This is a genomic window from Bradyrhizobium liaoningense, assembly GCF_018130785.1.
GTDB lineage: Bacteria > Pseudomonadota > Alphaproteobacteria > Rhizobiales > Xanthobacteraceae > Bradyrhizobium > Bradyrhizobium liaoningense_A.
This window is the reverse complement of sequence record NZ_JAFCJT010000017.1, coordinates 17,238-43,619: the sequence shown is the minus strand read 5'-3', so window position 1 is coordinate 43,619 and position 26,382 is coordinate 17,238. Positions and strand designations below refer to the sequence as shown.

Here is a 26,382-nt window from a genome sequence, read left to right as displayed (position 1 = left end):
TTTGCCGTCATGAGGCCAAGCAAGGCATGTGCCGAAGCGCGCATCGAGTGGGCTTCGACACACACCGCCGGCGTTGGATCAATGCCGCGAATCGGACAGCGGCGCGCGCCGCATCGCTTCAGTGCAATCGGTCCGGCACGATAGTCCTTCGAAACGCCAGAACGTGACGACGCTGGTCTCGCCGCACTCTTCGCAGACGAGCTTCTCGTCACCGAGCATGAAACGCGCGCGCTTGAAGGTCGGTGAGGACGCAGGATGCCGGCAATGGGGACAGGTCAGCGAGAAATTCCTGACACCCCAACGCAGCACAAGATGTCTCAACCAGCTCACGCCTTCCCCTTCGTTACATCGCGTTCGAACCGTCATTCACAAGCAGAGCATAGATGCATGACACGCAAAAGTGGAAAAGCATCGACCCCACCTGCTCGCTTCGAATGGCCGCGGCGGCGGCAACGCGCGCAGCTTTGGGTTCCATGAGATACGGGATGGAACCGGATCGCGCTTCGCAGCGATGTGACAAATGGGCAGATCAATTGCTTCAAATTCAATCAACGAGGGATCATCATCGCTGCACCGTCCCGTGGTTCTCCGACCATGAACAGAGTTCCTCGGCGCGGACGGCTGCACGGCCAGACCGTCGGTTCCAGGATTGCCGTGAACTATCCAGGAATGACCGGCAAATTTCGCTGGTCGCGGGAATATGATGACGCCCGACATGTTACCGTCATGGAGGGTGAATCCTGGAGGTGACCATGAATCACAGGGGCGTGGAGTTCACCGTTACCAAGACGCCGCTTCCCGGAATCTGGCAGTGGCAATTCCGCATCGGTGACGAGACCAGGACGGGCAAGACCGAGACGAAGATCGAACTGTTGGCGATCCGCCGCGTGCAGCTGCGAATCGATCGGGAACTGAAGGCGATCGGGCGCAAGACCGCATGAATGAGCCACCTGAGCCGGATTCAGCAGCCATGCGGCCTGCGAGGTGTCGTCCGTAGCGGCCCGGAATTGATCTGTCCCTGGTTTGGGACTGCACTGCGCGCGCTCATGGCCCGGGAGGCGGGACCATCACGCGACCGGTGCCAGCCATGCCGCTCTACTTCTTTCGAATTCGGAACGGCTGCTATTCCGGCTGCGCCGACCAGGCGACGGAATTTACCGATCGCGATGCGGCCTGGCAGAACATGACCAACATCTGCGCCGACATGGCCGCCGGCATCGCCCGCAAGCTCCACGAAAATTCCGAGTGGCACATGGAGCTGCTGGACGAGGCCAAGGAGCCCGTGTTCCGGATTCGCATCGTCGCGGAATCCTTCGAGTAGGCCTGACGTCTAGTCGGCGCTGGGCAGCCGCCGCATGGTGAATTCGATGTCGCCGCCCGGCAGTTCGCGCCAGGTCTCGACCGCGCTCATGTAGCCGGCCTTGGGGTAGCGAGCGAAGAAAGCCTCCGCCCTCGCCCGCGCCGCCGGGCGCGGCAGAGTGAAAGTCTCACGCAAAAAGCCGTCGCCGCCGCGCTCGCCCGGCTTGTCGCCCATCCTGCGCCGTCGCGCCATCCGCTCGGCGAGATCCCGCGGACGATCGGCCATGCCGTTCCTCCTCAACGCAATACGCTCTCGAAGATGTAGGAAGCAGGCGGGCCGAAGAGGAGTCCCGGCCGGAGGCATCGGCCGCCTCCGATCGAGCACAAGGTCAATTGGCGGTCGTGCCGGACTTCTTCTTGGGCGCGCTGGTTGCGGCCGACGCCTTCGGCGCAGCCGCCTGCTTCGGCGGGTCGGAACGCATGCCGCCCCAGGGATCGTTGGACGCCTTGGTGTCCGGAATCTTCTTCAGCGTTTCCTTGTAGGCCTTGTCACGCTCGGCTTCCGCGGCCTTCTCCTCGGGGGTCTTGCCCGGGCCTTCCTGAAGCAAATTGAGATTGGGCATTTGCGCGTAGGCCGGTCCCGCCAGCACGGCCAGCAGCACCGCCGCCATACGGAAAAGCTTCATTATCGACTCCTTGATCTTCCATACAGGTGCGGATCAACCGCGCCTTGTCATCCCTGTCAACGGCCCGCTCGGGGCCGAATAGCGCGCTAGAGCCGGTCCGATCTGCACGATTTCGGCGCATGCAGCCAGTCATCCCAGATCGGGCCGCATCTGGTGCACCCGTCCAGCGCGAGACCGAGCGTTATCAGCCAAAACACGAGGACACACCGACGCAACATCGCCCACCCGCCGCCAAGCCCGGTATCATATCGGGCCAAGTCAGGCATTTTCAAGCCGAGAGAGCCGGTGGAAGACCGGGTGACTTTGCCACGCCGATGCGCGCAGAATGGCAGAAACATCCGGCAACACAGGAGGGATCGACAGCAATGCCATCGCAGCCAGAAGCCGAGTTCGGCATCGCCGAGGCCAGACGAATACTCGGCGAGGTCTTTGCGCCCTGGGTCCGGGATCTCAACCTCTTGGTCGAACGCATCGAGCACCTGCCGCCGCCGGACGTGCCGGACTGGCAGCCGGCAGCGCTCTTGCGCATGCCATTCTCCGAGCGGTTGTGCCGCAACGGCGGCGTGGTGTGCGGCCAGGCGCTGATGGCGCTCGCCGACACCGCGATGGTGATCGCGAACCTCGCCGCCAACCGCGGCTATCGGCCGATGACGACGGTCGACCAGACCACGCATTTCATGCGCGCGGTCTCTTCGTCTGACGTGCTCGCCGACGCCCGCGTGGTGCGGCTCGGACGTACCATGAGCTTCGGCCGCGTTACGCTGCTCTCGGCCACCGACAACAAGCCGGTGGCAATGGTGTCGAGCGCGTTCGCGATGTTGCCGGGTTGATCCAAAAAGCGAGAGCCGCGTGGGCGCAAGGCGCACCGCGGCTCTCCATCACGATCGTGTCGAAGCAAGGGACCAAAGCGCGATTGCGGTCGCGCTTCGGTCCGCACGCTTCAAATTACTTGCCGAGCACTTCGTCGGCCGCGGTGACGATGCTGGCGGTCGGATTCTTTCCACAATAGGCACCGAACTTCTTGGCGTTCTCGATGAACACGTCGGTATCGATGATCGCGTTGTCCTCGTCGCCCTTGTACCAGCCATCCATCCAGGTCAGCACGACCTGGATATTGTCCTCGCCGCTCTCGAGGAACTGCTTGCAGCTCATGGTCGAGAGGTCCCACTTGACGGCGTGGGCGGGCATCGACGACAGCGAGAGCGCAGCGGCGAACAGAAGCGAAAGCGTGGTCTTCATTGGAATCTCCATCGGCGCGTAACGCCATAAAGGAAAGGCTTGTGAGGAAAGTCGGCGGAGAGAGTCTCCGCTTCAACGTCGTAAACGAAGTCTGAAGCGTTGCACAAGTAGCGCCAGTATTGAGTTTAGTTCAACGTAATTTCTATGCACTACTTCACAAACGTCGTTATGGATTAATGCAGATGATCGAGAAACGTGCAGCGCAGCGTCACCGTGTTTTCAAGGGTGGGACGATCGCCTTTGAAAGCGGCGGCATCGCGTGCACGGTGCGAAACATGTCGGAAGGCGGCGCGGCGATCGACCTCGATTCCCCCGTCACATTGCCGCAATCATTCACGCTCTCGATCGCGCGCGACAATTTCGTACGGAATTGCCGCACCGTCTGGCGCAATGACAGGCGCATCGGCCTCGCTTTCGTACGATAGCGTACGCGATGTGAACAACCGTTCGCATTTCATACACAACGCAGCGTCATGCTTGCTTTATACGACGTCGACGACGCCAGCGCAGGCCCGCGATGATCAGCGCGATGATCGCGAGCACAATTGCTGACGCCGACGCCCAAAATCGTCCGCCCGGACGATCGATGGTGCGCGACCACAGCGACGGCCCTTCACCCGGCCGCGCCAGGCGAAACGCAACGACGCTGTCGCCGATCGAGGTGCCGACTTCGGAGTGGCCGCCGGCGCCGATCGCGACATACTGCTCGCCCTTCCAGAGATAGGTCATGGGGTTGGCGACGCCGGGCACCGGCAGCCGGCCTTGCCACAACTCCCTGCCGCTTCGCGCATCGAAGGCCCGCAGATAGGCATCCATCGCGCCAGTGAAGACGAGACCGCCCGCGGTGACCGCGAGCCCATTGAGGAGCGGCCCGCCCCACGGCAGCGGCACGCCGAGCGGCGCAAGGTCTTCCGTGGTGCCGACCGTCGAACGCCAGAGGATTTTTCCGGCCTTCAGATCGACCGCGACCATCTCGCCCCAGGGCGGCTTGTTGCAGGGGAAGCCGAGCGGCGACATCACCACTGCACGCGACATCGCGAACGGCGCGCCGCGCTGCTGGCCGAAATCATGCCCGGGTGGCGGATTGAACCCGGCCGCCTCCGCGCGCGGGATCAGCTTGATGAGATGAACGGCACGGCTGGTGTTGGCGTAAAGGATCTGATTGACCGGATCGAACGCCGCGCTGCCCCAACTCACACCACCGCCGGTGAAGGGAAACTCCAATGTGCCCTGCACTGACGGCGGCGTAAACAGGCCGTCGTTGCGCGCGTCTGCGAACTGGCGTTCGCAGGACGAGCGGCGCAGGCCGGGCAACAGCGAGAGCGCATCATCGGTCGAGATCGTCTGCGACGTCAGCGGCGGCACATGCGTCGGGAATGGCTGCGTCGGCGACAGTCGTTCACCTTCCGCGCCGCCCTGGGGCACCGCGCGCTCTTCCACCGGCCACACCGGCTTGCCGGTATCGCGGTCGAGCACGAAGACAAAACCCTGCTTGGTCGGCTGGATCACGACGTCGCGCTGACCATCGCCGGTGTCGATGCGCGTGAGTGTCGGCTGCGCCGGCAGATCGTAATCCCAGACGTCGTGATGCACGGTCTGGAATGCCCACGCGACCTCGCCGGTCTCGATGTGCAGCGCGACCACCGAATTGGCGTGCTCGTTATTGCCCGGCCGCTTGCCGCCCCAAAAGTCCGGAGACGGCGAGGATGTCGGCAGGAACACAAGGCCGCGCGCCGCGTCGACCGACATCGGCGCCCAGACATTGGCGTGACCGGCTTCGATACCGTCGCGCTTGAGCGGCTCGAACGTCCAGCGCGGCTGACCGCTGCGCGCATCGAACGCGCGCACAACGCCGCTCGGTGCGTCGACGCGGCGGTTGTCGCCGATCGCGGATCCGACCACGACGACACCGCGACCGACCGCCGGTGGCGAGGTGATCTGGAATTCGCCGGGCCAGTCCAGCTTCATGCCGATATCGGGCCTGACCTCACCGCCAGTGCCGAAACCGGCGCAGGGAATCCCCGTCTTTGCATCGAGCGCGATCAGGCGGACATCGTTCGTGCCCATGAAGATGCGCGATCGGCAGGCGGCATTCGCGGGCGCCTCATCGTCGATCCAGTAGGTCACGCCGCGGCAGACATAGCGATTGGCGGGCCGCTGGTTGATCGCGATCTTCGGATCGAAGCGCCACTTCTGCGCGCCCGTGCCGGGATCGAGCGCGATCACTTCGTTGAAGGGCGAGCAGAAGATCAGGCTGTCCTCGACGAACAAAGGCGTCGCCTGGAATTTGGTTCGCCGCATCACCTCGGGCGGCCGCGCCGCGAGATCGCCGGTATGGAATTCGAAGGCCCGAACCAGATTGCCGACATTGTCGGGCGTGACCTCTCGCAATGACGAGAAGCGTGAGCCGCCGGGGTCGCCACCCCAGCTCTCCCAGGCGATGCCTGGCCACGACGAAAACAAGAGGAGCACGATGGCAGCGGCCGACTGGCACAGACGGGTCGCCAACGCCCACCTCACTTATTTCGGCTTCTTGGCAGGTTCAGCCGGACGGGCTCCGCTCCACGGGTCGTACTTCTCCTTGGACTCCGGAATGCGCTCGAGCGCGGCCTTGTAGGCCTTTTCGTCGACCTTGGGCTTGTTGTCCGACTTCTGCCCGCCTTCGTTCGGCTGGCCTCTGCCGCGGCCCTGCGCCTGGGCCGACGCAGCCGTCAATGCGAGCACTGCGGCCGCGACGACCAAAATCCTCATTGGTGCCATCCCCAATCCCCTCGTCTCGGGTACAAACTAGCCTGCAATCCCGTAATAGCAAACGCCGCGGGTTCCAGGCCTTCAGAAGAAACTGGGTTTCAGCAAATCTTGATCGGCAGGGACTTTGCCCGATCGCATTCCTGCCTATCTGTTGGCCCGCAGGGGACCTCCACGAATGTTGCGGATTATTGCTCATGCGGCGCTGATAGCCGGCGCGCTCGCGCTCGGATCTTGCGGCTTTGCCGACAGCCGCGCGCCAGTGCCTGAGTTCATGCGCCTGAAGGAAGCCGAGCAGCCGCCCCCCGAAGCGCCCCCTGACGTCAAGCGCGTGGTACGCGAGCAGATCAATGTGGTCTTCCTCAACACGTCCTATCCGCGCGAGGTGCACGTCGCTCCGCCCCATCGGGAGGTGCGAGGACCGGGCTGGACGGCCTGTGTCCGCGCGCAGCTCACCTCCGCCACCGGCTCCCCACTCGGCACCCAGATTTACATCGTGACGATATCGGGCGGAAAGGTGGTCGACCGCCGCCGCGCGGAGGCCGACGACATTTGCGGGACCGAGACCTACGAGCCGATCTAGGAACAAATCACGCCAACACGCGCTCTGGTTCCGGGAAAAACCTGTAATTCGACCGGAACGATACCCGTCTCCCTTTCTTGTTACCGCCGAGGGCAGTTTCGAGGAGGACATGATGAGGACATTCACGATTGCGCTGATGGCAGGTGTTGGCGCCCTTGCCGCAGCGAGCGGTGCTAAGGCCGCGGACATCTACACGACCAGTGAATACATGAACCCTGATCTCATTCAGGAAGTGCGGCTCGTTTGCGACGATGCCGGCAATTGCTATCGCACCCGTGGCGGCTCGCGCGTGATCGTGCGCGACTCCTATGCGACCATGCCGCGCGATCGCTATTACGAGCGCCGCACCTATCGCGACTGGGACGATGGTCCGCGCGGCGGCGTCGGCATTCGGGCGCCCGGCGTCAGCGTGGGTGTCGGTGTCGGCGGGGACCGCTGGTAGTCAATGAAGCTGTAACAGGGCAGGACCGGACGAGATAACTCGCCCGGTCCTGTCCATGTCAGGTTTCGAGCGGATCGGCCGGCGTGACGAAGTGCGCTGACGACGGGAGCTGCCCGATGAAGCGGGCGAGCACCATGCCGGCACACATTGCGGCGACGAAGATGAAAGCGGACGCCGAGCCGAATCCGAGCGCAGTGAGCGCAGGGCCTGGACAAAAGCCTGCGAGCCCCCATCCGATGCCGAAGATGGCAGGGCCGACGACAATTCGCAGATCGATGTCCTTTCGCGCCGGAACGTAGAAGCGGTCAGCGAAAAACGGTCGCGCGAGTTTCAGGACGCGGCTGAAGCCGATGAAGGTTACCGCGACTGCACCCGCCATCACGAAGGCGAGGCTCGCATCCCACGTTCCGGCGGGAATGCCGCCGACGTCCAGAAAGTTCAGCACCTTTGCCGGATTCGACATGCCGGAGACGATGAGCCCGATCCCGAAGACGAGGCCGATCGCGAATTGAATGAGGATTGCCATCGTCGTCAGCCCCAGTGCCGCACCATGAAGACAGTGGCGATGCCCGCCGCCATGAAGGTGATGGTCGCGACAAGCGATCGCAGCGACAGCCGCGACAGGCCACAGACGCCATGGCCGGACGTGCAGCCGCTGCCCCATACCGCACCGAAGCCCGTGAGCAATCCGGCGACGATCAGCACCGGCGTTCCCGCCGCGATCGTTTGCACCGGCAGGCTTCCGCTGACAAAGCGCGCCAGGATGGGCGCGGCGACGAGGCCGGCGACGAAAGCGAGCCGGCCGGCGAACTCGCGGTCCTCGTAAGGCGGAAACAGTCGCGCCGCGATGCCGCTGACACCGGCGATCCGTCCCGTCGCCCACATCAGGAGCACGGCGGCCAGGCCGATCAACGCTCCGCCCAGGAACGACGCCATCGGCGTGAAAGGTGTGGCGATCATTGTGATCCTCCCGGTCGAGAGCTTCCATCATGGCATCCCGCGGCTTGCCGCCCGAATGCTCAATGAGACGTTAATACTACCATTCGAATTGAAGCGGCGTCCCAACGGTATTTTCCAATCTTTGCGCTAGCATGGCCTCCTGAACGGGGAACGACGGGACGTGGTCGACATCGCGCACCAGGTAGCGATCAAGCCGGCATCTACAAAGCATGCCGCGACGGCGCGCGCTCTCGTCCCTCTCGCCACGATCGACCCTGGCCAATGGCGCGCGCTGGCGCAGCGCGCGGTCGAGCCGAACGGATATTACCTGCCCGCCTGGGAGCTCGCCGTCAGCGCAACCGCGCGCGGCCGCACCGATGCCTCGGCGCTTCCCGCATTCGACGGATCTTCGACGCGGCTGATCGGCCTGATGCCGGTGATCTCGCTGTGGCGCGCATGGAGGATCCCCTTGCCCGCGCTGGTGGGCGCGCATCCCTATGGCACGCTGTGCAGCCCGCTGATCGACCGCGATGCTCCGATCGAGGCCGCCACGCGCCTGTTGCAGCAGGCCCGCGAGGCCGGCGCGCACGCGCTCGTGCTGAACGACGTTGCGCTCGACGGCGCGGCGATCAATTCGCTTAAGGAAGTTCTCAATCGCGACGGCCTGAAGCCGCGTGTCCTCTCCTCCTACATTCGCGCCAGCCTCGACGCGACGCAGGATGGTGAAACGCTGTTGCATGAAGCGCTCGGCACCAAAAAGCTCAAGGAGCTGCGCCGCCAGCGCCATCGCCTCGAAGCGTACGGTCCCGTCGCGTTCGAGGTCGCGCGCAAGCCCGACGAGATCAGGCCCGCGCTCGAAACATTCCTGCAACTCGAAGCCAGCGGCTGGAAAGGCAAGCGCGGCACCGCGCTGATCCAGCATGCGGGCGATGCGACCTTCATTCGCCACGCGGTTCCCGCGCTGGCAGAGACCGCGCAGTGCGAGGTCATCACGCTGCGCGCCGGCACGACGCCGGTGGCAGCCGGCATCGTGCTACGCCACCAGGACCGCGCCTTCTTCTTCAAGCTCGGCATCGACGAACGCTTTGCAAGATATTCGCCGGGCGTGCAGCTCACGCTCGAGCTCACGCGGCATCTCTGCGCCGATCCGACCATTGCGAGTGCGGATTCAACCGCAAGCGCCGACCACCCCATGATCAACCCGATCTGGCGCGGACGTTTCGCCATCGGCGACGTGCTGATTCCGCTGCGGCGTAACGATCCCGCGGTGGCCTTGATTCACGCAGCGCTGGCCGGCCTCAACGCCGCCCACGAGGCCGCGCGACGCGTGGTCCACCTCCTCCGCAAATAAGCGAAAGCTACTCTGCCGCCTGCGCGTTGATCTCCGCCGAGACCTCGCGGATGGCGCGGGCGAGCAGGTTCGGATCCTGCGCGCCGGAGACGGCATATTTCTGCGCGAACACGTAGGTCGGTACGCCGGAGATACCCTTCTCGGCGGCCTCCTGCGCGTCGGCCGACACGCGCGCGACGTCCTCGTCGGTGGCAAGGCGCTTGCGCACGTCTTCGGCATCGAGGCCGACATCAGCGGCCGCCTGCACCAGCACGTTCACGTCAGTGAGATCGCCACCGTCGCGAAAATACAGCTCCATCAGCCGCTGCTTCATCTCGGGCGCCTTGCCGATCGCCTCGGCCCAGAGGATCAGGCGGTGACAGTCAGTGGTGTTGGGCTGGCGCGCGACCAGCTCGGGCTTGTAGACGAGGCCCTCCTCGCTTGCAGCCGCGACCACGCGGCCGGCAATGCCCTTGTAGGCTTCGACCGAGCCGAACTTGGTGGTGAGATAGTCCTCGCGGCTGATCCCCTCGCGTGGCACCCACGGATTGAGGAAGAAGGGGCGGAAATTGAGCTTGACCGGAACGTCGGGAACGAGCGCAAGCGCGCTCTCGATCCGGTGCTTGCCGATGTAGCACCAGGGGCACACCACGTCGGAGACGACATCGATCTGGAGCGGTTTCAACGTGCTCATAGCGCCTCCTTCGGGCGATGCGGATTTGACCCAAGATATGCCGAAGATAAGCCGAACCCGCCCCGAGGCAAGGGCGCTAGGTCATAGCTGCTGCCATCTGCTTCAGCCGCTCGGCGGTGCGCTCGTCGGCCGGGAAGAACGTCTCCAGCGCCAGCTCGGACAGCGTGATGTCGACCGGTGTGCCGAACACCATGGTGGTGGAGAAGAAACTTAGTATCTCTCCGCCATGGCGCAGCTTGAAGGGAATCGCGACATTGTCGCTCGACAGCGGCGCCGAGCGCGCCGGGATGGGATAGCTCTTGAGGTCGTTGTAGAGCTTGATCAGCTCGGGATCCGCCGTTGCCTCGCATTGCCGGTGCAGCCGCTCCAGCAGGTGCCCGCACCATTCCGCGAGATTGACCGTGCGCGGCGCCAGCGCTTCGGGATGAAAGGCGAGCCGCAGCACGTTGAAGGGCTGACCGAGCAGCCGCTGCGGGATGCCTTCGAGCAGCGGCGCCACAATGCGGTTGGCGGAGACCAGGTTCCAGTGCCGGTCGTAGGCCAGCGCCGGATTGGGCTCATGCGCCCTGAGAACGAGGTCGATCGCCTGGCGAGCTGATTTCAAGGCGGGATCCTCCAGCGGGCGCTGCGGAAACGCCGGCGCGTAGCCGGCCGCGACCAGCAGCACGTTGCGCTCGCGCAAGGGCACGTCGAGACGTTCGGCGAGCCTGAGCACCATGTCGCGCGAGGGCGCGGCGCGGCCGGTCTCGACGAAGCTCAGATGCCGCGCCGAGATCTCGGCTTCGCCCGCCAGATCAAGCTGGCTCATGCGGCGGCGCTGCCGCCATTCGCGCAAATGGTCGCCGATATGGACGGGCTGGCTGCGGTCGGCCTGTGCCGTGGATGCATGTGCGTTCATGGTCGAAAACCTAGCATGCAGATTTCAGCCCTTCCATTACCCGCGAGGTAATCGAATTGGTCCCCGCCCTGGCGCATCTTCGGTCGCAACAGGAGATGACTATGATCGCGCTGCTGCTGTACCGGACCATCGCAGACCACCTTGTTCCCTGGGCCGTGACGCTCGCGACCCGCATGCTGGCACGCAGCCTCAACATGCCCGAGCCGCTGGTGCATTCGACCGGCGACTATGTCGTCGCACAGGTCACAGCCTTCGAGCACGGCGTCGGCAAGAGCCTCTGCCCGTTCCGCATCGCCCGCCTGCTTCGCGCCCGGTGGCGCGGACGGCACGGAATTCACCCCCAAGCCCAACCCAACCATGGAGACCACGATGATTGACGCATCCACCTTCCTGCGCCGGGCACTTCTCGCCGACGCCATCTTCAGCGGCGTTGCCGCCCTCGGCTTCACCTTCGGTGCAGGCGCGTTCGCATCGCTGTTCAACCTGCCCGAAGCGCTGCTGCGCGAGACCGGCCTGTTCCTGATCGCCTACACTGCGCTGGTCGGCTGGCTTGCCTCGCGCGCCTCAGTGGCAAGGCCGCTCGTGCTGCTGGTCGTGGTCGGCAACGCGGCCTGGACGGTCGGCAGCATCGCGCTGCTGTTCTCGGGCGCGGTGTCGCCGAACATCAGCGGCGAGCTCATGGTCGTCGCCCAGGCGATCGCGACCGGCGTGTTTGCCGAGCTGCAATATGTTGGATTGCGGAAGAGCGGGAGTGTGGTGGCGGCGTGAGGCCGCCGCACTAGCATTCTCAGTCGTCGCCCGGCTTGGCCGGGCGACCCAGTATTCCAGGGACGGCGAAGGAATACGGATAAGCTGCGGCGCACTGGATGCCCCGGTCAAGCCGGGGCATGACGGCGGAGCAAAGTGCGCAAGTGCGGGCTATGCCCGCGCGCGGCCGTTCTTCTTACCAACGGCATGACCGTTGAGCTTCTTCTTTTTGGTAGCGCCCGCCTTCTTGGCCTTGCGCTCGGTGCGCGCCTTCACCTTGGTGCGTTCGGCGCGGGCCTCGGCGCGCAGCTTCTTGCGCTTGGTCTCGCACGAAGGACATTTGCAGCCGATCGGCTTCAGATAGGCTTTGAAGTAGTCGGTGCCGTAATCGTAGTTGATCTCGTCGCCCGGCTCGATGTTCTTGATGGCGCGGATGAAGACCTTGCGCTCGCGCGGCCGGACGTCGGACTCGGCGTTGGGACGGCAGGAATGGTTGATGTAGCGGGCGAGGTTCTTGCGGACCGAGCCGTCTATCGTCCAGCGGCCGTTGAGCTCGAACAGGTACTTGTTCTCGATATCGTCCTGCTCGGGGATCCGCGAGTCCAGGATCGGTCCGAAATAGCGGATGATCCGGGTGCCCTTCTTGATCGGCATGGTGGCGAAGAGGCCAAGTCCGGTCTTGGAACGACCGACACGATAGGATTTGCTGGAAGCGATGGCTGGCATGATCGAATGAGATGTCGCGGACGAAGCGCGGTAAGCGCAGCGGAAGGCGCCCTTCTAGAACGATTCCGCGCCGCTGTCAGGTACATCCCGCCTCTGTTTGAACCTTGCCCACAATGAAGACGTCTGATGGAGGGAGTTCCCTCTGTATCAAGGCATCGTCATGAGGCGTATCGCGTTCATTTGCCTGACCGTGCTGCTGACTTGCCCGAGCGCGGGTCAGGTCGCCGCCCAATCCATGGGCAGCACCTACTCGTCCACAGCGCCAAAAGATTGCCGCCAGATCGGCAGACCCAGCGAGCTCGACGGCAGCACCACGCGGGTCTGCCCGGGAAAGAACGGCCTGATCGTGCTGATCGCCGAGGACGATCTGCGCGAAATCGTCTCGGTCGGCCGCAACCGCAGGGCCGCAGCGGAGGAACCGGCGGCAAAAGTCTGGTTCGCGCCATTCAATTCATCGGAGGCCACCGTCGAATGGCGTAGCGCGGGCACGAAGCCGTTTGCCATGATCCAGCGCTGGCACATCGCCGATAGCGCCGATCCCGACAAGCAGGGACGGCCGAACACCAAGGCGATGCTGATCGTGACGCGGCTGCCGCCGGGGCCGGTCTGCCACGTCGCCTATGTCGATGCCATCGCCAACCCCGCCGCCAATGAGCTCGCCCGCAAGGCGGCGGACGATTTCGCCCGCGGCTTCACTTGCGGCAAGGACGACGTGAAGATCGTCGGCACGCGAGGCCGCGCGGTCGAACTCGCGACGATGCGCTAGGTCTTGGCGCTAAGTCTTGGCGCTAAGCCCTCGCCCTGGCGCGCCGGTAGCGCGCCAGAAGCCGCTCGCCTTTCGCCGCAATGCGCCGTGCCGCTGCCACCGTCTTCGGCTCCGGCTCGCCCCAGGCATGCGCCGACAACGCATGCCGGGTCGGTCGTCCATTGGCATCGACCAGCGGCGGCAATTTCGCACGGCCATAGAAGCGCACGGCCCAGCTTCCCTTGCGACGCATCTCCTGCGCCGTCATCTCGGATTCGTTCTTGATGACGCCGGGACGTAAGTGAGCACCCTGCTTGCGCGCAAAAGCCTTGCGGCCCGCTGCGGTCAGGCCGCCGCGCGGATCCTTTTCGCGCGCCGACGCCCTGCGCTTGCGCGAGGATTTTGCGGTCTTCTTTGCCGCACGCTTGCGGGTCTTCTTTACCGATTTCTTTTTTGCTGACTTGCTCGCCTTCGAAGTCTTCTTCGCTGCCATGCGCATGTTGTCCACGAGGTTGGGATAGCGGCGCCCGGCCCGGCGGGCGCGTGCCTTCGCCGCCGATTTCTGCGCAGGCGTGAGATGCTTGGATGCCTTGCCCGCGCGCTTGCGCGGGTTGGCGCGTTTCCAGGGCGCGCGGGGTGTTCTTGCCATGCGGCGTCAACGCCGGACGATGGCAAGGGTTGCTTGGCAAGGATTACTTGGCAAGAATTACTTGGCAAGAATTGCTTTCGCCCCTGGTGATCAGGGACAGGGCAATTTCCCCGTGATGGGCGCCGTCAGCATCGCCTCGAGCAGGCGTTCGGTCGTCGTTCCCTCGGGCAGGCGCCCCAAAATATCCTCGAGCCGTCCATCGAGCAGCAGCATGGTGAAGCCGTGCACCATCGACCAGGCGCGCGCGATCGCGGCACCCTGGTTCAGCGTCAGCGCGTCGCCGCTGATCTGCTCCTGCCGCATCATGCCGATGGCATTGGCGAGCCCGGCGAAGGAAGCCTCGGCCGCCTCGTGCAGCGAGGACCTGGAATAGTCCAGCCGTTCGGTCCGGAACATGATGCCGTACATGCCGGGATGGGCCTGCGCATAAGCGACATAGGCTTTCGGCCGCGCCAGTGCGCGCTCCATCGGCGTGGTGGCAGCATCGCAGGACGAGGCCATCGCAGCGTTGAACTGGCGGAAACCGACGGCCGCGAGCTCGCTGAGCAGGCCGGTGAGATCGCCGAAATGATGGGTCGGCGCGGCATGCGAGACGCCGGCCTCGCGCGCCACTGCGCGCAATGTCAGGCCGGAGAGCCCGTCACGCTCCAGCACCTGTTCGGCGGCCTGGAGCAGCGCCTCGCGCAGGGCGCCGTGATGATAGGGCGTCTCGGCCTTCGCCGCCGGCCGTCGCGCGGGACGCGGCGGCGCGCTCGACGCTGACGATGTCTTTCTCGGAGTGCGCGGGCTGCGCGCTGTTTCGCTCTTGGCCATGGAGACAAGCTATATGACGCCATATTGACAGTGTAAAGATTTCCCTTGACGGACGGGACGATCGGTTCTATTTGATCTTTACGATGTAAAGATAGGGAGGGATACGCCGTGCAGCACGACGCTGTCACCGAGCGCCGCCATAACCTCGGTCCGATTCCATTCGAGGCCGACGCGCCCTTCCTCAAGATCGTCGGCGAATTGCCGCGCGATCTGAATGGCGTGCTCTACCGCAACGGTCCCAATCCACAATTCGAGTCGCCCGGCGCACACTGGTTCGTCGGCGACGGCATGCTGCACGCATTTCACCTCGAGAACGGCCGCGCCAGCTATCGCAACCGCTGGGTCCGCACGCCGAAATGGCTGGCCGAGCACGATGCCGGCCGCGCCTTGTTCGGCGGCTTCGGACGCAAGCTGCCGGATGCGCCACAAGACCTCACCGACGGCGGCGTCGCCAACACCAACATCATCTTCCATGCCGGCAAGCTTTTGGCGCTGGAAGAAGCGCATCTGCCGACCGAGATCGAGCCAGGCACGCTGGCAACGCGCGGCTATCACAACTACCTGGGCCGCGTCGCCGGCAGTTTCACGGCGCACCCGAAGGTCGATCCGGTCACCGGCGAACTCGTGTTCTTCGGCTACAACGCGGCTGGCCCGCTGACGCCTGCCCTCTCCTACGGCTCGATCGACGCCTCCGGCAAGGCGACGCGCTTCGAACGTTTCGAAGCGCCCTATGCCAGCATGGTGCACGACTTCATCGTCACCGAGAACCATGTGCTGTTTCCGATCCTGCCGATCACCGGCAGCATGGAGCGCGCGATGAGCGGACGGCCGCCTTATGCCTGGGAGCCGGACAAGGGCGCCTATGTCGGCGTGATGAAGCGCAACGGCACCGCCAAGGACATCGTCTGGTTTCGCGGTGAAGCCTGCTACGTCTTCCACATCATGAATGCGTGGGAGGACGGCAACCGCATCATCGCCGACGTCATGCAGTTCGAGGAGGCGCCGTTGTTTTCGCATCCCGACGGGCGGCCGACGGATCCGGAAAAATCGCGCGCCCGCCATTGCCGCTGGACGTTCGATCTCTCAGGAAATACCGACCGCTTCCAGCAGACCTACCTCGACGATCTCACCGGCGAATTCCCCCGCATCGACGACCGCCGCGCCGGGCTGAAGAGCCGTCACGGCTGGTATGCCTGCGCCAATCCAAAACTGCCGATGTTCGGCGCGCTTTCGGGCATCGTCCATGTCGACGGCAACGGCAAACGGCTCGGCCATTACCTGCTGCCGGCCGGCGACACCATCTCCGAGCCGGTGTTCGTCGAGCGCGCGACGGATGCCGCGGAAGGCGACGGCTGGCTGCTGGCCGTGGTCTGGCGCGCGCGGGAGAACCGCAGCGACCTCGCCGTGTTCAACGCCACCGATGTCGAAGCCGGCCCCGTGGCGCTGGTGCAGCTCGGCCACCGCGTGCCCGACGGCTTTCACGGCAATTGGGTGGGCGCACAGTAACTCTTGTCATTCCGGGGCGCGACGACGTCGCGAGCCCCGGAATGACATCGCTGATGTCGCCAAAGGGGCCTCGCATGCACATGCCCTCGATCACCGCGGATTGCCTTGCTGTCCTCGCCCTGGCCTGCGCCGCGCTCGCACTCCGGATGATCCGGCTGCGACGGAGCGGCCATGTCATCTTCAACGGCGGCATCTTGCTCTCGATCGGCCTCCTGCTGGCCGTCGCGCTGCCGATCCTGTCACGCCTGCCCTGGGCGGAATTCGCCGACGAGGCATCCGATCAAGCCATTGCAGCACTTCATTTTTTGGAAGTTACCTACGTTATTTTGACACTGTAAAGATTTCGCTTGACCCGGCATCACCCCTGATTTATCTATCTTTACATCGTAAAGATTAGCCAGGCCGAGGCGGCTCATGGCGCTTTTCCTGATCCTCGCGCCCTACGGCGCCTACACTTTCCTGATGCTGGTGACGTCGGCCACGATCAGCGTGTTCGCCGCGTCTGCGATCTGCCTTGCCACCATCACGGTCGATGTCGCGCGCGGCCGCTCCGTGAAGATCCTGGCGATGGGCTCGGCAATCGTATTCGCCGCAATCGGCCTCTACCTCGCGCTGATCGACCCGAAGCTCGGCACGTTGGGCATCAAGCTGTCGGTCGATATCGGCATCTTCGTCATCGCGCTCGGCTCGATGCTGGTTCGCCGTCCGTTCACGCTGCAATATGCGGTTGAATCGGTCCCGGCCGAGACGGCGGCGATGCCCGGCTTCCTCACCGCCAACTACATCATCACCGGCGCCTGGACTGCGGCCGCGCTGTTGATGATGGCCGCCAACATCGCCCTGCTCTACTTCCCCGGCCTGCCGCTCTGGTCGAGCCTTGCGGTCGCCTTCGCCGCCCGCAACAGCGCCATCTACTTCACAAAATGGTATCCCGAGTATCGCCAGATCAAGTACGGTGCGCCGGCCGGCGCAATGCCCAACACTCGCTGAACAGGATTGACGATGAAGGACGTATTCCGCCGGCTCGTCTCCGACTTCCTCTCCACCATCGTCTTCCTGGCGATCTATCTCGCGACAGACAACGTCATCCTCGCAACCGTGGTCGCCATCCTCGGCGCCGTCGGCCAGGTGGTCCGGTCGCGGATCAAGGGCCAGACGCTGGGCTACATGACCTGGGCGAGCCTTGGCCTCGTCATCGTGCTCGGTGGCGCGACGCTGCTGACCCACGATCCGCGCTTCGTGCTGGCAAAGCCGGCGATCGGACATGTCGCGATCGGCATCATCATGCTCAAGCGCGGCTGGATGCTGCGCTATCTGCCTGCGATCGTGACCGAGACCATTCCGGAATACGTCACCGTCGCAGGCTACGCCTGGGCCGCGCTGATGTTCGTGCTCGCCGCAGGGACCGTTGCGGTTGCCATGACCGGCGACATGAAGCTGTGGGCCTTCTATATCTCGGTGGTCCTGATCGGTGCGAAAATCGCCGCGTTCGCCATCCAATACGTTGCCTTCCGCTTGCTCGTCGGCAGCCGTATCCGCGCCGCCCGCGCTTGAGACCGCGTCAAAGAGAGCGTTAGGCACGCCCCCCGAGTTGGGCTATAGGCGTTCCCGGCCAGCCTTGCGGATTGTCGCAGGCGCCGGGAAAAAGTTGGGAGACACGAATGGCCGTGGACGGCAACTGGACTCTGACCATGACGACGCCCATGGGCGAGCGCAAGGCCACGCTGACCTTGCTGAGCTCCGGCGGCACGCTGACCGGAACGCAGGGCGCCGACGGCAATTCGGCCGAGATCTTCGATGGCACCATCAGCGGCGACGCCGTCAACTGGAAAGTCTCGATCACCAATCCGATGCCTTTGACGCTCGAGTTCATCGGAACGGTGTCCGGCGACAGCATGAGCGGCGAGATGGGCATCGGCCCGATGGGCAGCTTTCCGTTCACGGGCGCGCGCACATAGGCACGTTGCGAACCGTGCGCGTGCTCCGTCTCATCGCGGCAACGATCCTGTGTGTCGCGACGCAAGCGGCGCGCGCGGATGACACCGAACCGGCGTGGCGCGCAAGCGCGCTCGCCATGGTGCCGGCGGGCTATGTCGCCGGCACAGCCTATCGGACCGAAGGCTCGACCGGCTACCTCGCCGTCTATTCGGCCGCCTCGAACGATCCGAAGACACCGGCAAGCGTGTTCGCTGCCCGTCAGTCTCTCGTGGTCACGCTCACACCGGATGCGACGCGCGCGGTTTCAGCCACGTTGAAGGCGCGCAGCGGGCCGGATCCTGATAACGACGAAACTGACTTCGCAAAGCTCCACGCCGATCTCGCCGCCAGGCGCACAACGCTGCCCGACGGCACCGAGCCCTGCGATCTCGGCGCCTGGTCCATCGACAAGGATCCTGATGGCCTCAATGTGCGTGCCGAACCGTCGGTGAAAGCGCGCGTGCTCGGCACGATGCCGCCGCCCTATCGGCTGAAGCTTGGCGGCAGCGAGAATACGCCCGACAACGGCTGGCTCACCGAATTCCGCATCATCGGCTCTAGGGATGGTTGGTTTCTGATCGAAGGCGCCAAGCCGCCGGGCAAGGACTACGAGGACGAGAAAAGATATCCGCGCAACGCGCCAAAACCTTATGCCGGCCGCGGCTGGGTCGCCGCGAACAAAGTCGGCGCCTCTTACGCCAATGGCGCCACGCGCATGGGCGGCCTGTTCCAGGCCCCCTTCGTCGACGCCAAATGGATGCCGGCCCAGCGCGAGCTTGGCGGCCCGATCGACACCGACGGCGGCCCGAAGCGCCTGCTCGCCTGCAGCGGCCTCTGGGGCCTCGTCGAGAGCCAGGACGGCGTCCGCGGCTGGTGGCGCGCGCTGTGCTCCAACCAGGTCACGAATTGCAGCTGAGACGGTGCGGCCGTCTCACCAGGTGATCACATAGGTCCCGAAATACGGACTGTCGCCGGGCAGAACGTTCTTGGTGCCGTAAGCCCTCTGCAATGCCGGGATGTCGGCATGCACCGTCACACCTCTGCCACTCCAGCCGAACTCGCCACCGCTGGCGCTGAACTCTTCCGTTGCCGTTACCATGCTGGAATCCGTCGCATGGATCTGCATACGCCCCTGCAGCGCCGCCTCGAGCTCCTGCTGGTACCCGACAATGTTTTGCTTGATGAGTTCTGCCTCCGCCGGACTGACCGACGAAAGCTGGTCCTGCATGCGCGCGATCGATTCCGGATAGGTGTCGAGCACGGACTTGACGCGATCCGAAAGCGCCTGCTCGATCGTCTTGGGCATTGCGTCGTAGAGGCCCTGCAGGGTGCGAACCACGCCGTAGATACTCTGCTCGCTCTTGCTGAGACCGGCATATTGCGCCTCGTCGAGAGCAGGAAGCTCGGCGAGCTTGCCGTCGCGAACGAGCGCGCGGACCTCATCGTCCGCACTTCCCTGGGCCGCATTTCGAAAGGCGCTCGACTTCGCCATCGCCTTGATGGCAGCAATCGCATTCGTGCCGTCCGACAGGGCGCCCGACGCCGAGTAAGTCAGCAGGGCGCTGAAGGCGCCACTCGCCCGGTTTGATCCCTCAAAGCCATCGCTGATGGGAGCCAATGTCGCGGCCCCGGACTTCGAGTCTGATCGCAAACCGTTCCACGGCCGGGACAGAATCTGGAGCGCCGTGAGTTCGGATTGGATGGCGGCCGCGGTTACACGCATCGGTTGCCCTCACCTGCAAGACATGCAAATGGAGCACCGGCAGTAGTTAACGTTCGGTGAATCTGTGCAACCCTAAGCAGCAATCCGCTACATCGATCGCGCGTCACAACGTCCCAGCCGGCGCCGGGATGGCGCCGGCCAGCATGCGGTTGCCGCATCCCGGACCAGACGAAAGGCTAGCCGAGGTTCAGCTCCTTGAAGAAGTCATTCCCCTTGTCATCGATGATGATGAACGCCGGGAAATCGACGACCTCGATGCGCCAGATCGCTTCCATGCCGAGCTCGGGATATTCGAGCACCTCGACCTTCTTGATGCAGTGCTCGGCGAGGTTCGCAGCCGCACCGCCGATCGAGCCGAGATAGAAGCCGCCATATTTCTTGCAAGCCTCGCGCACGGCAGGCGCCCGGTTGCCCTTGGCCACCATCACCATCGAACCGCCGGCGGCCTGGAACTGGTCGACGAAGGAGTCCATGCGACCCGCAGTGGTCGGGCCGAACGCGCCGGAGGCGTAGCCCTCCGGCGTCTTGGCGGGACCGGCGTAGTAGACTGGATGGTTCTTGAAATAGTCCGGCAGCGGCTCGCCCTTGTCGAGCCGCTCGCGCAGCTTGGCATGCGCGGAGTCGCGCGCGACGATCATGGTGCCGGTCATCGAGACCCGCGTCTTGGTCGGGTACTTGGAGAACGTCGCCAGAATGTCCTTCATGGGCTGATTGAGATCGATCTTGACGACCTCGCCGCCGAGCGACTGCTCGACCTGCGGCAGGTACTGCGCCGGATTGTGCTCGAGCTCTTCGAGATAGACACCATCCCTGGTGATCTTGCCGAGCACCTGGCGGTCGGCGGAGCAGGACACACCAAGCCCGATCGGGAGCGAAGCGCCATGGCGCGGCATGCGGATCACGCGCACGTCGTGGCAGAAATACTTTCCGCCGAACTGCGCGCCGACGCCGAGCGACTGCGTCATCTTGTGGATTTCCTGCTCCATCTCGACGTCGCGGAAGGCATTGCCATCGGGCGAGCCGTGCGTCGGCAGCGCGTCGAGATAGCGGGCCGACGCAAGCTTCACCGTCTTCATGCAGAGCTCGGCCGAGGTGCCGCCGATCACGATCGCGAGGTGATAGGGCGGGCACGCCGCGGTGCCGAGCGTGAGGATCTTTTCCTTCAGGAACGCGAGCAACCGGTCCTTGGTCAGCACCGAGGGCGTCGCCTGGAACAGGAAGCTCTTGTTGGCGGAGCCGCCGCCCTTCGCCATGAACATGAACTTGTAGGCGTCATCGCCCTCGGCGTAGATCTCGCACTGCGCCGGCATGTTGTTGGCGGTGTTCTTCTCCTCGTACATCGACAAGGGCGCGACCTGCGAGTAGCGCAGATTGCGGCGCAGGTAAGCGTCCCGCGCGCCTTCCGACAAGGCCGCCTCGTCGTCACCGTCCGTGATGACGTTGCAACCCTTCTTGCCCATAATGATCGCGGTGCCAGTGTCCTGGCACATCGGCAAAACGCCGCCGGCGGCGATGTTGGCGTTCTTCAAAAAGTCCAGCGCGACGAACTTGTCGTTCGGGCTCGCCTCGCCGTCCTCCAGGATCGCACGGAGCTGCTTCAGATGGCCGGGCCGCAGGTAATGGTTGATGTCGCCGAAAGCCGCCTCCGACAGCGCCCGCAGCGCCTCGCGCGACACCACCAGCATGTCCTTCCCCAGCACCTTCTCGACCCGCACGCCCTCGGCCGTGATCTTCTTGTAGGGCGTCTCGTCCTTGCCCAGCGGGAACAGCGGGGTGTGCTTGTAGGGCGGAACGGGCTTTGACGGGTCGGGGAAGGCGGTGGGAGCGTTCATGGGCAAATCTCGGGGTTTTGGGCCCTCGCGCGGGCCATAGCATAGAAGCGTTCTAAGCGCATTTTGGGCGGAAAAGAAAGGGAGCGGCGCGCATGGGAGAGGTCGGCGCGGGCTCGGGAGGGCATCGGGACAGCACGTGGAAATGCCCGGCCTACCCTTGCGCTTCGCGTCCGCCGACGCTTGAATGCGACCGATAAGGGGCTTTTCATCATGATTTTCAAACTGAACGTCCGCGGCGCGATCCTGGTCGCCGCCGCCATCACCGGCCTTGTGGCTCTCGCTTCGCCCGCGCGCGCCGACCGCTGCGACGACAGCGCCAAAGAGCTGTCGAACCAGATCGAGCGCCTCAAGGTGAATTTCCGGGCCGCCAACATCGTCTACCTCTCGCACCCGGCAGCCAAGGAGCTGTCCGTGGGTTGCCGCGGCGACAAATATTCCATCGAGCTCTATGCCAAGGGCGATCGCAAGCCCACGCCGGAATTCCTTGCGCTAGTGGGATCGATGGCGGCGATCGTCTTCACCGTCACGAAGGATGACACCACGACGGGCGCGACACGCTGCCTGAAGCGGATGGGACTGTTGCGCGGTGACAAGGTCGTCATGCGCTACCGCCGGCTCAACATGGAATGCACGCGCACCAAGACGGACGCGTCCATCGCGATCACGCGCGGCAAGGACGAATAGGCAGGACACTCTCGTTCCACAACCCTCCGTCATTGCGAGCGCAGCGACGCAATCCAGAATCCCTCCGCGGAGACGGACTGGATTGCTTCGCTACGCTCGCAATGACGAGGAGAAATTCATCGTCTCCCTCACGCGGCGCGACGAGGCGCTAAAGTAGCCTCCTCCCCGCACCAACTCCCTCGCATTTTAACGATTGGCTTGACGGAAGCTTCGCTCCTCGCAGCGCAAGGTCAATTGTTTCCATGTGTGAGGATTTGTGGATGAGCGTTTCTACCGTTGCGCCGCCGCCGATCGCGATCGTGGTGCCGAGCTACGACACGACCAAGCAGCAGGACGACCAGACCAAGACCAAGGACAACGACCCGACCTACAAGCCGCCGCCGCCCGCGCCGCTACCGCCGGGTCAGGGCACGCGGATCGATCAGCTCGCCTGATCAGGCCGGTCAAAGATGAAACGCCCGATCCGGTCGATCGGGCTTTTCGCGTGTCCGGCCGCATCTTCGCCGGATAGCGGGACCAATACCGTGCGCGGCTGACCCCGGGACCTGCGCATGATCGCAAAACTGCTGTTGCAGAACACGATCACCACCGTCGGGATGGGCGCGCTGCTGTTCGCGTCCGCCGGAACCTTGTATTGGCCTTCGGCCTGGCTGTTCCTCGCCACCTGCGCCCTGCTCGGCCCGCTTTGCGGCTGGTGGCTCTATCGGGTCGACCCCGCGCTGCTCGCCGAACGTCTGCGGCCGGTCCTGCAAAGGGACCAGCCTGCCGCCGACAAGGCGTTTATGGCCGTGTTCGTTTTTGCGATGCTGGCCTGGCTGGTCGCGATGGGACTGGACCGGCGCACTCTATCATCCGACATGCCGGTTGCGTTCCAGATGCTCGGCCTCGTGCTGTTCCTGCTCTCGACGCTGTTCATCCTCTGGGTGTTCCGCGAGAACTCGTTCGCCGCGCCCGTGGTGAAGCTCCAGGCCGAACGCGCACAGCGCGTGGTCTCGACCGGGCCTTACGCGTATGTGCGCCATCCCATGTACAGCGGCATGATCCTGTTCTTTGCCGGCGTGCCGCTGCTGCTGGGCTCGTGGTGGGGCCTTGCGATGGTGCCGCTCATCCTCATCTTGTTTGCTGTCCGCATCGGCATCGAGGAGCGCACGCTGCGCGATGGCCTGCCGGGCTATTCCGACTATGTGACGCGCGTGCGCTATCGCCTGCTGCCCGGCGTGTGGTGAGGGCGCATCACTCCCTCGGCACTGCACGGAAAAGCGTTCTCTCTCCTCCGATCGGCTGACGTCGCCGCAACCGAACCTCGCTAGAGGGAGCCCCGCAGCCGTTTTCCTCACGCGAACCGTTATTCACTTCGCTCGAAAACGCTCTAGCCATCGAGTTCCTTGTAGCGGCGGAAGATGCCCTGCTCGTTGAAGGGGATGCGGCGCTCGCTCGCCAGATAGGCCTTGATGTTCGGCCGCGCGGCGATGCGGTCATGCAGGCCGACGAGGCCCGGGATATCTCCCTCGAACGCCTTCATGCGCTTGGGGAAGGAGTAGCGCAGCCCATCGACGATCTGGAACAGCGAGAGATCGACGTAAGTCAGGCGACGACCGGTGACATAGGCACCGCCATGGCCCGCGAGAAGCTCTTCGAAATAGCCGAGATATTTCGGCACGCGCTCGCTCCAGAAATCGGCGGTGCGCTTCTTCGCCGATGGCTTCTGGTCTTCATAGTACATCGATGGCCCGAGCGGATGATGGGTGTCGTGGATCTCGATCACGAGGTCGGTGATGGTGAGCTGAAGCTGGTGCACCCAGAGTTTTCCGGCTTCCGTCGTCGGCGCGAGGGCGTGGCGGGCGCCGAGATAAAGCAGGATGTTGGCGGTCTGGCCGACGATGAGCTTGCCGGCTTTCAGGAACGGCGGTGCAAAGGGCGGCGTGCCCTTATGCGCGTCCATCATCTTCATCATCGCAGCGGTGCCGCGCGGGCCGCGCGCGACGTCGACATAAGCGGCCCCCGCCTCCTCCAGCGCCAGCCGCACATATTCGCCGCGTCCCTGGATCTCAGGCCAGTAATAGAGCTCGTATTGCATGGGCGGGGTCCATGAGCGTGGGGCGATAGGACCAATGTAGCATGCAACCAAAGGTTCCGTCAGGCCGGCGCGGAACGGCGGTGCCGCAAGCACCGTCATTGCGAGCGCAGCGAAGCAATCCAGAAATGCTTCTGCGGAGACATTCTCGATTGCTTCGTCGCAAGGGCTCCTCGCAATGACGGAGGAGAGAGCTCAGCTCCTCAATTCGCCGCGAAACAATACAGTAGGCCGTCGCCGCCGGTGCTCTTCAGATCGGCCTGCGAGCAGCCGCCGTCGGGACCGCGCGAGGGGTGAGAGCTGTTCCAGGACTTTGACGGCTCGTCGTCGCGCAGGCCCTTACGATCGACATGGCCGACAACCGCCGCGCCTTGCGTGCTCGACGTCCAGTTCTTGCAGGTCTTGTCGTCACCCGCGGCAAAAGCGGTGCCGTCCGCTTGCGATCCCGTGAGGATATCGTGCCGGTTCGGCGTGTCGCCGCTGCCGTTGATGACTTCGCCCTTCTCGCTGAGCGCGGTCTGCTTGGTGAGATTGTTGGCCGCGCCGTGCAGGTCGGCAACGTCCTTGGCAATCACCGCACCCTTGGTATTCTGCCACGGTCCCTTGCCAATGCGGTCCTTGGCATTGACGGCCGGCTTGCCGTCAGCGGCCTGCGTCGAGAGATAGGCGCGCCAGGTTTTTGCAGCGGCTCCGCTGGCCTGTGCCAGCTTCTGGCATTGTGCATCGGCCCCCTCCAGGCCGCCGAGATCGGCACCCTTGCCCGGGCCGTTCGAGGTCACGAAGAACGTCATGTCGGCCGACTGCGCCTGTGCCGATGGCGCCGCAAGCAAGGCTACTGCGAGCGCGAGGCCCGAAATCGTCACGGATCTCTCGATACGGATCATCTTGTCCTCCCAATTGTGTTTGTTGTTGGCCGCCTGATTTCAACCCGACGCGCGCCCGCTTATTCCGATGCCGCGATGCGAGAGGCCCAAAAGAAAAAGGCGCCGTGCAAGAAGCACGACGCCCTGGTTTCTCATGTCGCTTGCGATCAGTTGGTCTGCTGGATCGCTGACAATTCCCAGCTACCGTTCGGACGGCGGGCGAAGGTCCAGACTTCGGTCGCCTCGCCCGGCTGCTCACTGCCGGCGACAATTGCGCCGCTGTTGCGGTCGAGCGTCTTGTCGGTGAGCGCGAAGCGCAGCGCCACCGTGGCGTATTCGGTCTCGCCCTCGCGCCAGGCTTCCGCGAGGTCGCCCTGCAACAGCTTGACGTTGGTGACCTTGTTGACGACGTTGCGCGCGCGGTTCTGGCCGAGGTCCTGCTCGAAATAGGAGACCATTTCCGGCGTCGCGAGCGTGTGCAGCTTGGCCACGTCCTCGTTCGACCACGCGGTCTGGACCTCGCCGAGCAGGCGTTCGAACGCCTCATAATCGTCCGGCTTGATCTCGAGCGGCGCGTTGTTGGCGCCGAAACCGAAGCCGCCAAGGCCGCCACCAAGGCCACCGCCACCGAGACCGCTGCGATAATTCGTCTGCGGTCCTGGAGCGGCGCCGGCGTCAGCATTGGCGTAGGCCGTCTGCGGGGTGTGGCGGCGCTGCCACCACGACATCGCGAGCCGGACCACCAACACCACGAGCGCGATCTGGATGATCAGGCCAATGATCGACGACAGGCCGCCGAGGCCACCGAACAGGCCGCCGCCGAACAGCATGCCGAGCAGGCCTGCGCCGAGGAAGCCAGCCGCGAGGCCGCCCATGAAGCCGCCAGCGCGGCCGAACAGGCCGCCGCGCGCGGGCGCAGCCGCGGCCGAATTCATGCCGGCACCCGGCTGGGTGTAGGTGCGGTTGAACTGCGAGGTCGAGCCCGGCGCGGTCGTGGTCGACGGCGGGGCCGAATAGGTGCGCGAGCCGCGCGAACCCGACGACATGCCGCCACCGACGCGCGCGTCAGCGGACGAGATCGCCAGCGCAGTCGGCAGCGCAAGCGCCAGCACGACGGCGATGGCCTTGAAGAGAGCGCGGGAGCGTTGCGAGAAAGTCATGTGCGTTTCCCAAATCCCCGGCATG

37 protein-coding genes are annotated in these 26,382 nt (G+C 64.4%); 19 read left to right on the top strand and 18 right to left on the bottom strand.

Going from position 1 to position 26,382, the window contains the following annotated elements:
• Window positions 1–78: 78 nt before the first annotated feature.
• Window positions 79–330: a hypothetical protein gene (locus JQ627_RS27335; protein ID WP_212487278.1), complete on the bottom strand. Its 252-nt coding sequence runs from the start codon at window positions 328–330 to the stop codon at window positions 79–81.
• A 422-nt stretch (window positions 331–752) separates the two neighbouring features.
• Here JQ627_RS27335 and JQ627_RS27330 point away from each other — a divergent pair, with 422 nt between their 5' ends.
• Together JQ627_RS27330 and JQ627_RS27325 are read left to right on the top strand one after the other, a co-directional pair.
• On the top strand, window positions 753–941 hold the full coding sequence (locus tag JQ627_RS27330) for a hypothetical protein (protein ID WP_212487276.1): 189 nt from the start codon (window positions 753–755) through the stop codon (window positions 939–941).
• A 146-nt stretch (window positions 942–1,087) separates the two neighbouring features.
• Window positions 1,088–1,321 (top strand): DUF6894 family protein, encoded by a 234-nt coding sequence (locus JQ627_RS27325; RefSeq protein ID WP_212487274.1) that lies wholly within the window; start codon window positions 1,088–1,090, stop codon window positions 1,319–1,321.
• 9 nt (window positions 1,322–1,330) lie between these two features.
• Here JQ627_RS27325 and JQ627_RS27320 read toward each other — a convergent pair whose 3' ends face one another.
• The gene (locus JQ627_RS27320; protein WP_212487272.1) at window positions 1,331–1,585 is read right to left on the bottom strand and encodes a hypothetical protein; all 255 of its coding nucleotides are present in this window, start codon (window positions 1,583–1,585) and stop codon (window positions 1,331–1,333) included.
• A gap of 103 nt (window positions 1,586–1,688) precedes the next feature.
• Window positions 1,689–1,985, bottom strand: a complete 297-nt coding sequence (locus JQ627_RS27315) for a hypothetical protein (RefSeq protein ID WP_212487270.1) — start codon at window positions 1,983–1,985, stop codon at window positions 1,689–1,691.
• Window positions 1,986–2,350: 365 nt separating this feature from the next.
• Here JQ627_RS27315 and JQ627_RS27310 point away from each other — a divergent pair, with 365 nt between their 5' ends.
• Window positions 2,351–2,815, top strand: coding sequence for a PaaI family thioesterase (locus JQ627_RS27310; protein ID WP_212487268.1), 465 nt, complete (start codon window positions 2,351–2,353; stop codon window positions 2,813–2,815).
• A 115-nt stretch (window positions 2,816–2,930) separates the two neighbouring features.
• Here JQ627_RS27310 and JQ627_RS27305 read toward each other — a convergent pair whose 3' ends face one another.
• Window positions 2,931–3,224, bottom strand: a complete 294-nt coding sequence (locus JQ627_RS27305; RefSeq protein WP_063203415.1) for an HdeA family protein — start codon at window positions 3,222–3,224, stop codon at window positions 2,931–2,933.
• 182 nt (window positions 3,225–3,406) lie between these two features.
• Between JQ627_RS27305 and JQ627_RS27300 the strand changes: the two genes are divergently transcribed.
• Entirely contained in the window at window positions 3,407–3,649 is a 243-nt protein-coding gene (locus tag JQ627_RS27300) for a PilZ domain-containing protein (protein ID WP_212487266.1), read from the top strand.
• A 46-nt stretch (window positions 3,650–3,695) separates the two neighbouring features.
• Here the strand turns inward: JQ627_RS27300 and JQ627_RS27295 are convergent, their stop codons facing one another.
• Together JQ627_RS27295 and JQ627_RS27290 are read right to left on the bottom strand one after the other, a co-directional pair.
• Window positions 3,696–5,732 (bottom strand): pyrroloquinoline quinone-dependent dehydrogenase, encoded by a 2,037-nt coding sequence (locus JQ627_RS27295; RefSeq protein ID WP_409363821.1) that lies wholly within the window; start codon window positions 5,730–5,732, stop codon window positions 3,696–3,698.
• 12 nt (window positions 5,733–5,744) lie between these two features.
• Window positions 5,745–5,975: a hypothetical protein gene (locus tag JQ627_RS27290; RefSeq protein WP_212487264.1), complete on the bottom strand. Its 231-nt coding sequence runs from the start codon at window positions 5,973–5,975 to the stop codon at window positions 5,745–5,747.
• A 175-nt stretch (window positions 5,976–6,150) separates the two neighbouring features.
• Here JQ627_RS27290 and JQ627_RS27285 point away from each other — a divergent pair, with 175 nt between their 5' ends.
• On the top strand, window positions 6,151–6,555 hold the full coding sequence (locus tag JQ627_RS27285; protein WP_212487262.1) for a hypothetical protein: 405 nt from the start codon (window positions 6,151–6,153) through the stop codon (window positions 6,553–6,555).
• A gap of 109 nt (window positions 6,556–6,664) precedes the next feature.
• The gene (locus tag JQ627_RS27280) at window positions 6,665–6,997 is read left to right on the top strand and encodes a hypothetical protein (RefSeq protein ID WP_212487260.1); all 333 of its coding nucleotides are present in this window, start codon (window positions 6,665–6,667) and stop codon (window positions 6,995–6,997) included.
• 58 nt (window positions 6,998–7,055) lie between these two features.
• Here JQ627_RS27280 and JQ627_RS27275 read toward each other — a convergent pair whose 3' ends face one another.
• Both JQ627_RS27275 and JQ627_RS27270 read right to left on the bottom strand, forming a co-directional pair.
• Window positions 7,056–7,523 (bottom strand): DUF6691 family protein, encoded by a 468-nt coding sequence (locus JQ627_RS27275; RefSeq protein WP_212487258.1) that lies wholly within the window; start codon window positions 7,521–7,523, stop codon window positions 7,056–7,058.
• Between the two features lie 5 nt (window positions 7,524–7,528).
• Window positions 7,529–7,957: a YeeE/YedE family protein gene (locus JQ627_RS27270; protein WP_212487256.1), complete on the bottom strand. Its 429-nt coding sequence runs from the start codon at window positions 7,955–7,957 to the stop codon at window positions 7,529–7,531.
• A gap of 160 nt (window positions 7,958–8,117) precedes the next feature.
• Between JQ627_RS27270 and JQ627_RS27265 the strand changes: the two genes are divergently transcribed.
• Entirely contained in the window at window positions 8,118–9,287 is a 1,170-nt protein-coding gene (locus tag JQ627_RS27265; protein ID WP_212487254.1) for a GNAT family N-acetyltransferase, read from the top strand.
• 7 nt (window positions 9,288–9,294) lie between these two features.
• On the opposite strand, the gene JQ627_RS27260 is transcribed toward JQ627_RS27265, so the two are convergent.
• Both JQ627_RS27260 and JQ627_RS27255 read right to left on the bottom strand, forming a co-directional pair.
• Complete coding sequence (locus JQ627_RS27260; RefSeq protein ID WP_038933896.1) at window positions 9,295–9,960, bottom strand: DsbA family oxidoreductase; 666 nt, start codon at window positions 9,958–9,960, stop codon at window positions 9,295–9,297.
• A gap of 76 nt (window positions 9,961–10,036) precedes the next feature.
• Window positions 10,037–10,858 (bottom strand): helix-turn-helix domain-containing protein, encoded by an 822-nt coding sequence (locus JQ627_RS27255; RefSeq protein ID WP_212487252.1) that lies wholly within the window; start codon window positions 10,856–10,858, stop codon window positions 10,037–10,039.
• A gap of 101 nt (window positions 10,859–10,959) precedes the next feature.
• Between JQ627_RS27255 and JQ627_RS27250 the strand changes: the two genes are divergently transcribed.
• Both JQ627_RS27250 and JQ627_RS27245 read left to right on the top strand, forming a co-directional pair.
• On the top strand, window positions 10,960–11,235 hold the full coding sequence (locus JQ627_RS27250) for a hypothetical protein (RefSeq protein ID WP_212487250.1): 276 nt from the start codon (window positions 10,960–10,962) through the stop codon (window positions 11,233–11,235).
• The gene (locus JQ627_RS27245) at window positions 11,228–11,626 is read left to right on the top strand and encodes a hypothetical protein (RefSeq protein ID WP_212487247.1); all 399 of its coding nucleotides are present in this window, start codon (window positions 11,228–11,230) and stop codon (window positions 11,624–11,626) included. The genes JQ627_RS27250 and JQ627_RS27245 overlap by 8 nt, the downstream gene beginning before the upstream one ends.
• A gap of 150 nt (window positions 11,627–11,776) precedes the next feature.
• On the opposite strand, the gene JQ627_RS27240 is transcribed toward JQ627_RS27245, so the two are convergent.
• Window positions 11,777–12,331: an SET domain-containing protein gene (locus JQ627_RS27240; protein ID WP_212487245.1), complete on the bottom strand. Its 555-nt coding sequence runs from the start codon at window positions 12,329–12,331 to the stop codon at window positions 11,777–11,779.
• Between the two features lie 160 nt (window positions 12,332–12,491).
• On the opposite strand from JQ627_RS27240, the gene JQ627_RS27235 reads away from it, so the two are divergent.
• Window positions 12,492–13,097 carry a hypothetical protein gene (locus JQ627_RS27235; RefSeq protein WP_212487243.1) on the top strand — a complete coding sequence of 202 codons (606 nt, stop codon included), beginning with the start codon at window positions 12,492–12,494 and terminating at the stop codon, window positions 13,095–13,097.
• A 22-nt stretch (window positions 13,098–13,119) separates the two neighbouring features.
• On the opposite strand, the gene JQ627_RS27230 is transcribed toward JQ627_RS27235, so the two are convergent.
• Together JQ627_RS27230 and JQ627_RS27225 are read right to left on the bottom strand one after the other, a co-directional pair.
• Window positions 13,120–13,725 (bottom strand): DUF6321 domain-containing protein, encoded by a 606-nt coding sequence (locus JQ627_RS27230; RefSeq protein ID WP_212487241.1) that lies wholly within the window; start codon window positions 13,723–13,725, stop codon window positions 13,120–13,122.
• Between the two features lie 90 nt (window positions 13,726–13,815).
• Window positions 13,816–14,538: a TetR/AcrR family transcriptional regulator gene (locus JQ627_RS27225; RefSeq protein WP_212487239.1), complete on the bottom strand. Its 723-nt coding sequence runs from the start codon at window positions 14,536–14,538 to the stop codon at window positions 13,816–13,818.
• Window positions 14,539–14,646: 108 nt separating this feature from the next.
• On the opposite strand from JQ627_RS27225, the gene JQ627_RS27220 reads away from it, so the two are divergent.
• The 6 genes from JQ627_RS27220 (at window position 14,647) to JQ627_RS27195 (ending at window position 18,937) form a co-directional block, all read left to right on the top strand.
• Window positions 14,647–16,044, top strand: a complete 1,398-nt coding sequence (locus tag JQ627_RS27220) for a carotenoid oxygenase family protein (RefSeq protein WP_212487237.1) — start codon at window positions 14,647–14,649, stop codon at window positions 16,042–16,044.
• Between the two features lie 74 nt (window positions 16,045–16,118).
• Window positions 16,119–16,382, top strand: coding sequence for a hypothetical protein (locus JQ627_RS27215; RefSeq protein WP_212487235.1), 264 nt, complete (start codon window positions 16,119–16,121; stop codon window positions 16,380–16,382).
• A gap of 76 nt (window positions 16,383–16,458) precedes the next feature.
• A complete protein-coding gene (locus JQ627_RS27210; RefSeq protein WP_212487232.1) occupies window positions 16,459–17,034 on the top strand; it encodes a hypothetical protein in 576 nt (191 codons plus the stop codon).
• 12 nt (window positions 17,035–17,046) lie between these two features.
• A complete protein-coding gene (locus JQ627_RS27205) occupies window positions 17,047–17,598 on the top strand; it encodes an inner membrane-spanning protein YciB (protein WP_212487230.1) in 552 nt (183 codons plus the stop codon).
• 107 nt (window positions 17,599–17,705) lie between these two features.
• Window positions 17,706–18,002, top strand: a complete 297-nt coding sequence (locus JQ627_RS27200; RefSeq protein ID WP_212487228.1) for a hypothetical protein — start codon at window positions 17,706–17,708, stop codon at window positions 18,000–18,002.
• A 14-nt stretch (window positions 18,003–18,016) separates the two neighbouring features.
• Complete coding sequence (locus JQ627_RS27195; protein WP_212487225.1) at window positions 18,017–18,937, top strand: SH3 domain-containing protein; 921 nt, start codon at window positions 18,017–18,019, stop codon at window positions 18,935–18,937.
• A 15-nt stretch (window positions 18,938–18,952) separates the two neighbouring features.
• Here the strand turns inward: JQ627_RS27195 and JQ627_RS27190 are convergent, their stop codons facing one another.
• The gene (locus JQ627_RS27190) at window positions 18,953–19,639 is read right to left on the bottom strand and encodes a hypothetical protein (RefSeq protein WP_249143413.1); all 687 of its coding nucleotides are present in this window, start codon (window positions 19,637–19,639) and stop codon (window positions 18,953–18,955) included.
• 281 nt (window positions 19,640–19,920) lie between these two features.
• A complete protein-coding gene (locus JQ627_RS27185) occupies window positions 19,921–21,576 on the bottom strand; it encodes a fumarate hydratase (RefSeq protein WP_212487222.1) in 1,656 nt (551 codons plus the stop codon).
• Between the two features lie 210 nt (window positions 21,577–21,786).
• Between JQ627_RS27185 and JQ627_RS27180 the strand changes: the two genes are divergently transcribed.
• From JQ627_RS27180 to JQ627_RS27170, 3 genes are all read left to right on the top strand, one after another.
• Window positions 21,787–22,260, top strand: coding sequence for a hypothetical protein (locus JQ627_RS27180; RefSeq protein WP_212487220.1), 474 nt, complete (start codon window positions 21,787–21,789; stop codon window positions 22,258–22,260).
• Between the two features lie 260 nt (window positions 22,261–22,520).
• On the top strand, window positions 22,521–22,694 hold the full coding sequence (locus JQ627_RS27175; protein WP_167358184.1) for a hypothetical protein: 174 nt from the start codon (window positions 22,521–22,523) through the stop codon (window positions 22,692–22,694).
• A 117-nt stretch (window positions 22,695–22,811) separates the two neighbouring features.
• Window positions 22,812–23,486: an isoprenylcysteine carboxylmethyltransferase family protein gene (locus JQ627_RS27170; protein WP_212487218.1), complete on the top strand. Its 675-nt coding sequence runs from the start codon at window positions 22,812–22,814 to the stop codon at window positions 23,484–23,486.
• 143 nt (window positions 23,487–23,629) lie between these two features.
• Here the strand turns inward: JQ627_RS27170 and JQ627_RS27165 are convergent, their stop codons facing one another.
• The 3 genes from JQ627_RS27165 to JQ627_RS27155 all read right to left on the bottom strand — a co-directional run bounded on the left by JQ627_RS27165 (window position 23,630) and on the right by JQ627_RS27155 (window position 26,381).
• Window positions 23,630–24,337, bottom strand: a complete 708-nt coding sequence (locus JQ627_RS27165; RefSeq protein ID WP_212487216.1) for a glutathione S-transferase — start codon at window positions 24,335–24,337, stop codon at window positions 23,630–23,632.
• A 200-nt stretch (window positions 24,338–24,537) separates the two neighbouring features.
• Window positions 24,538–25,218: a lectin gene (locus tag JQ627_RS27160; protein ID WP_212487215.1), complete on the bottom strand. Its 681-nt coding sequence runs from the start codon at window positions 25,216–25,218 to the stop codon at window positions 24,538–24,540.
• A gap of 146 nt (window positions 25,219–25,364) precedes the next feature.
• Window positions 25,365–26,381 (bottom strand): Tim44 domain-containing protein, encoded by a 1,017-nt coding sequence (locus JQ627_RS27155; RefSeq protein WP_212487212.1) that lies wholly within the window; start codon window positions 26,379–26,381, stop codon window positions 25,365–25,367.
• Between the last annotated feature and the right edge of the window lies 1 nt (window position 26,382).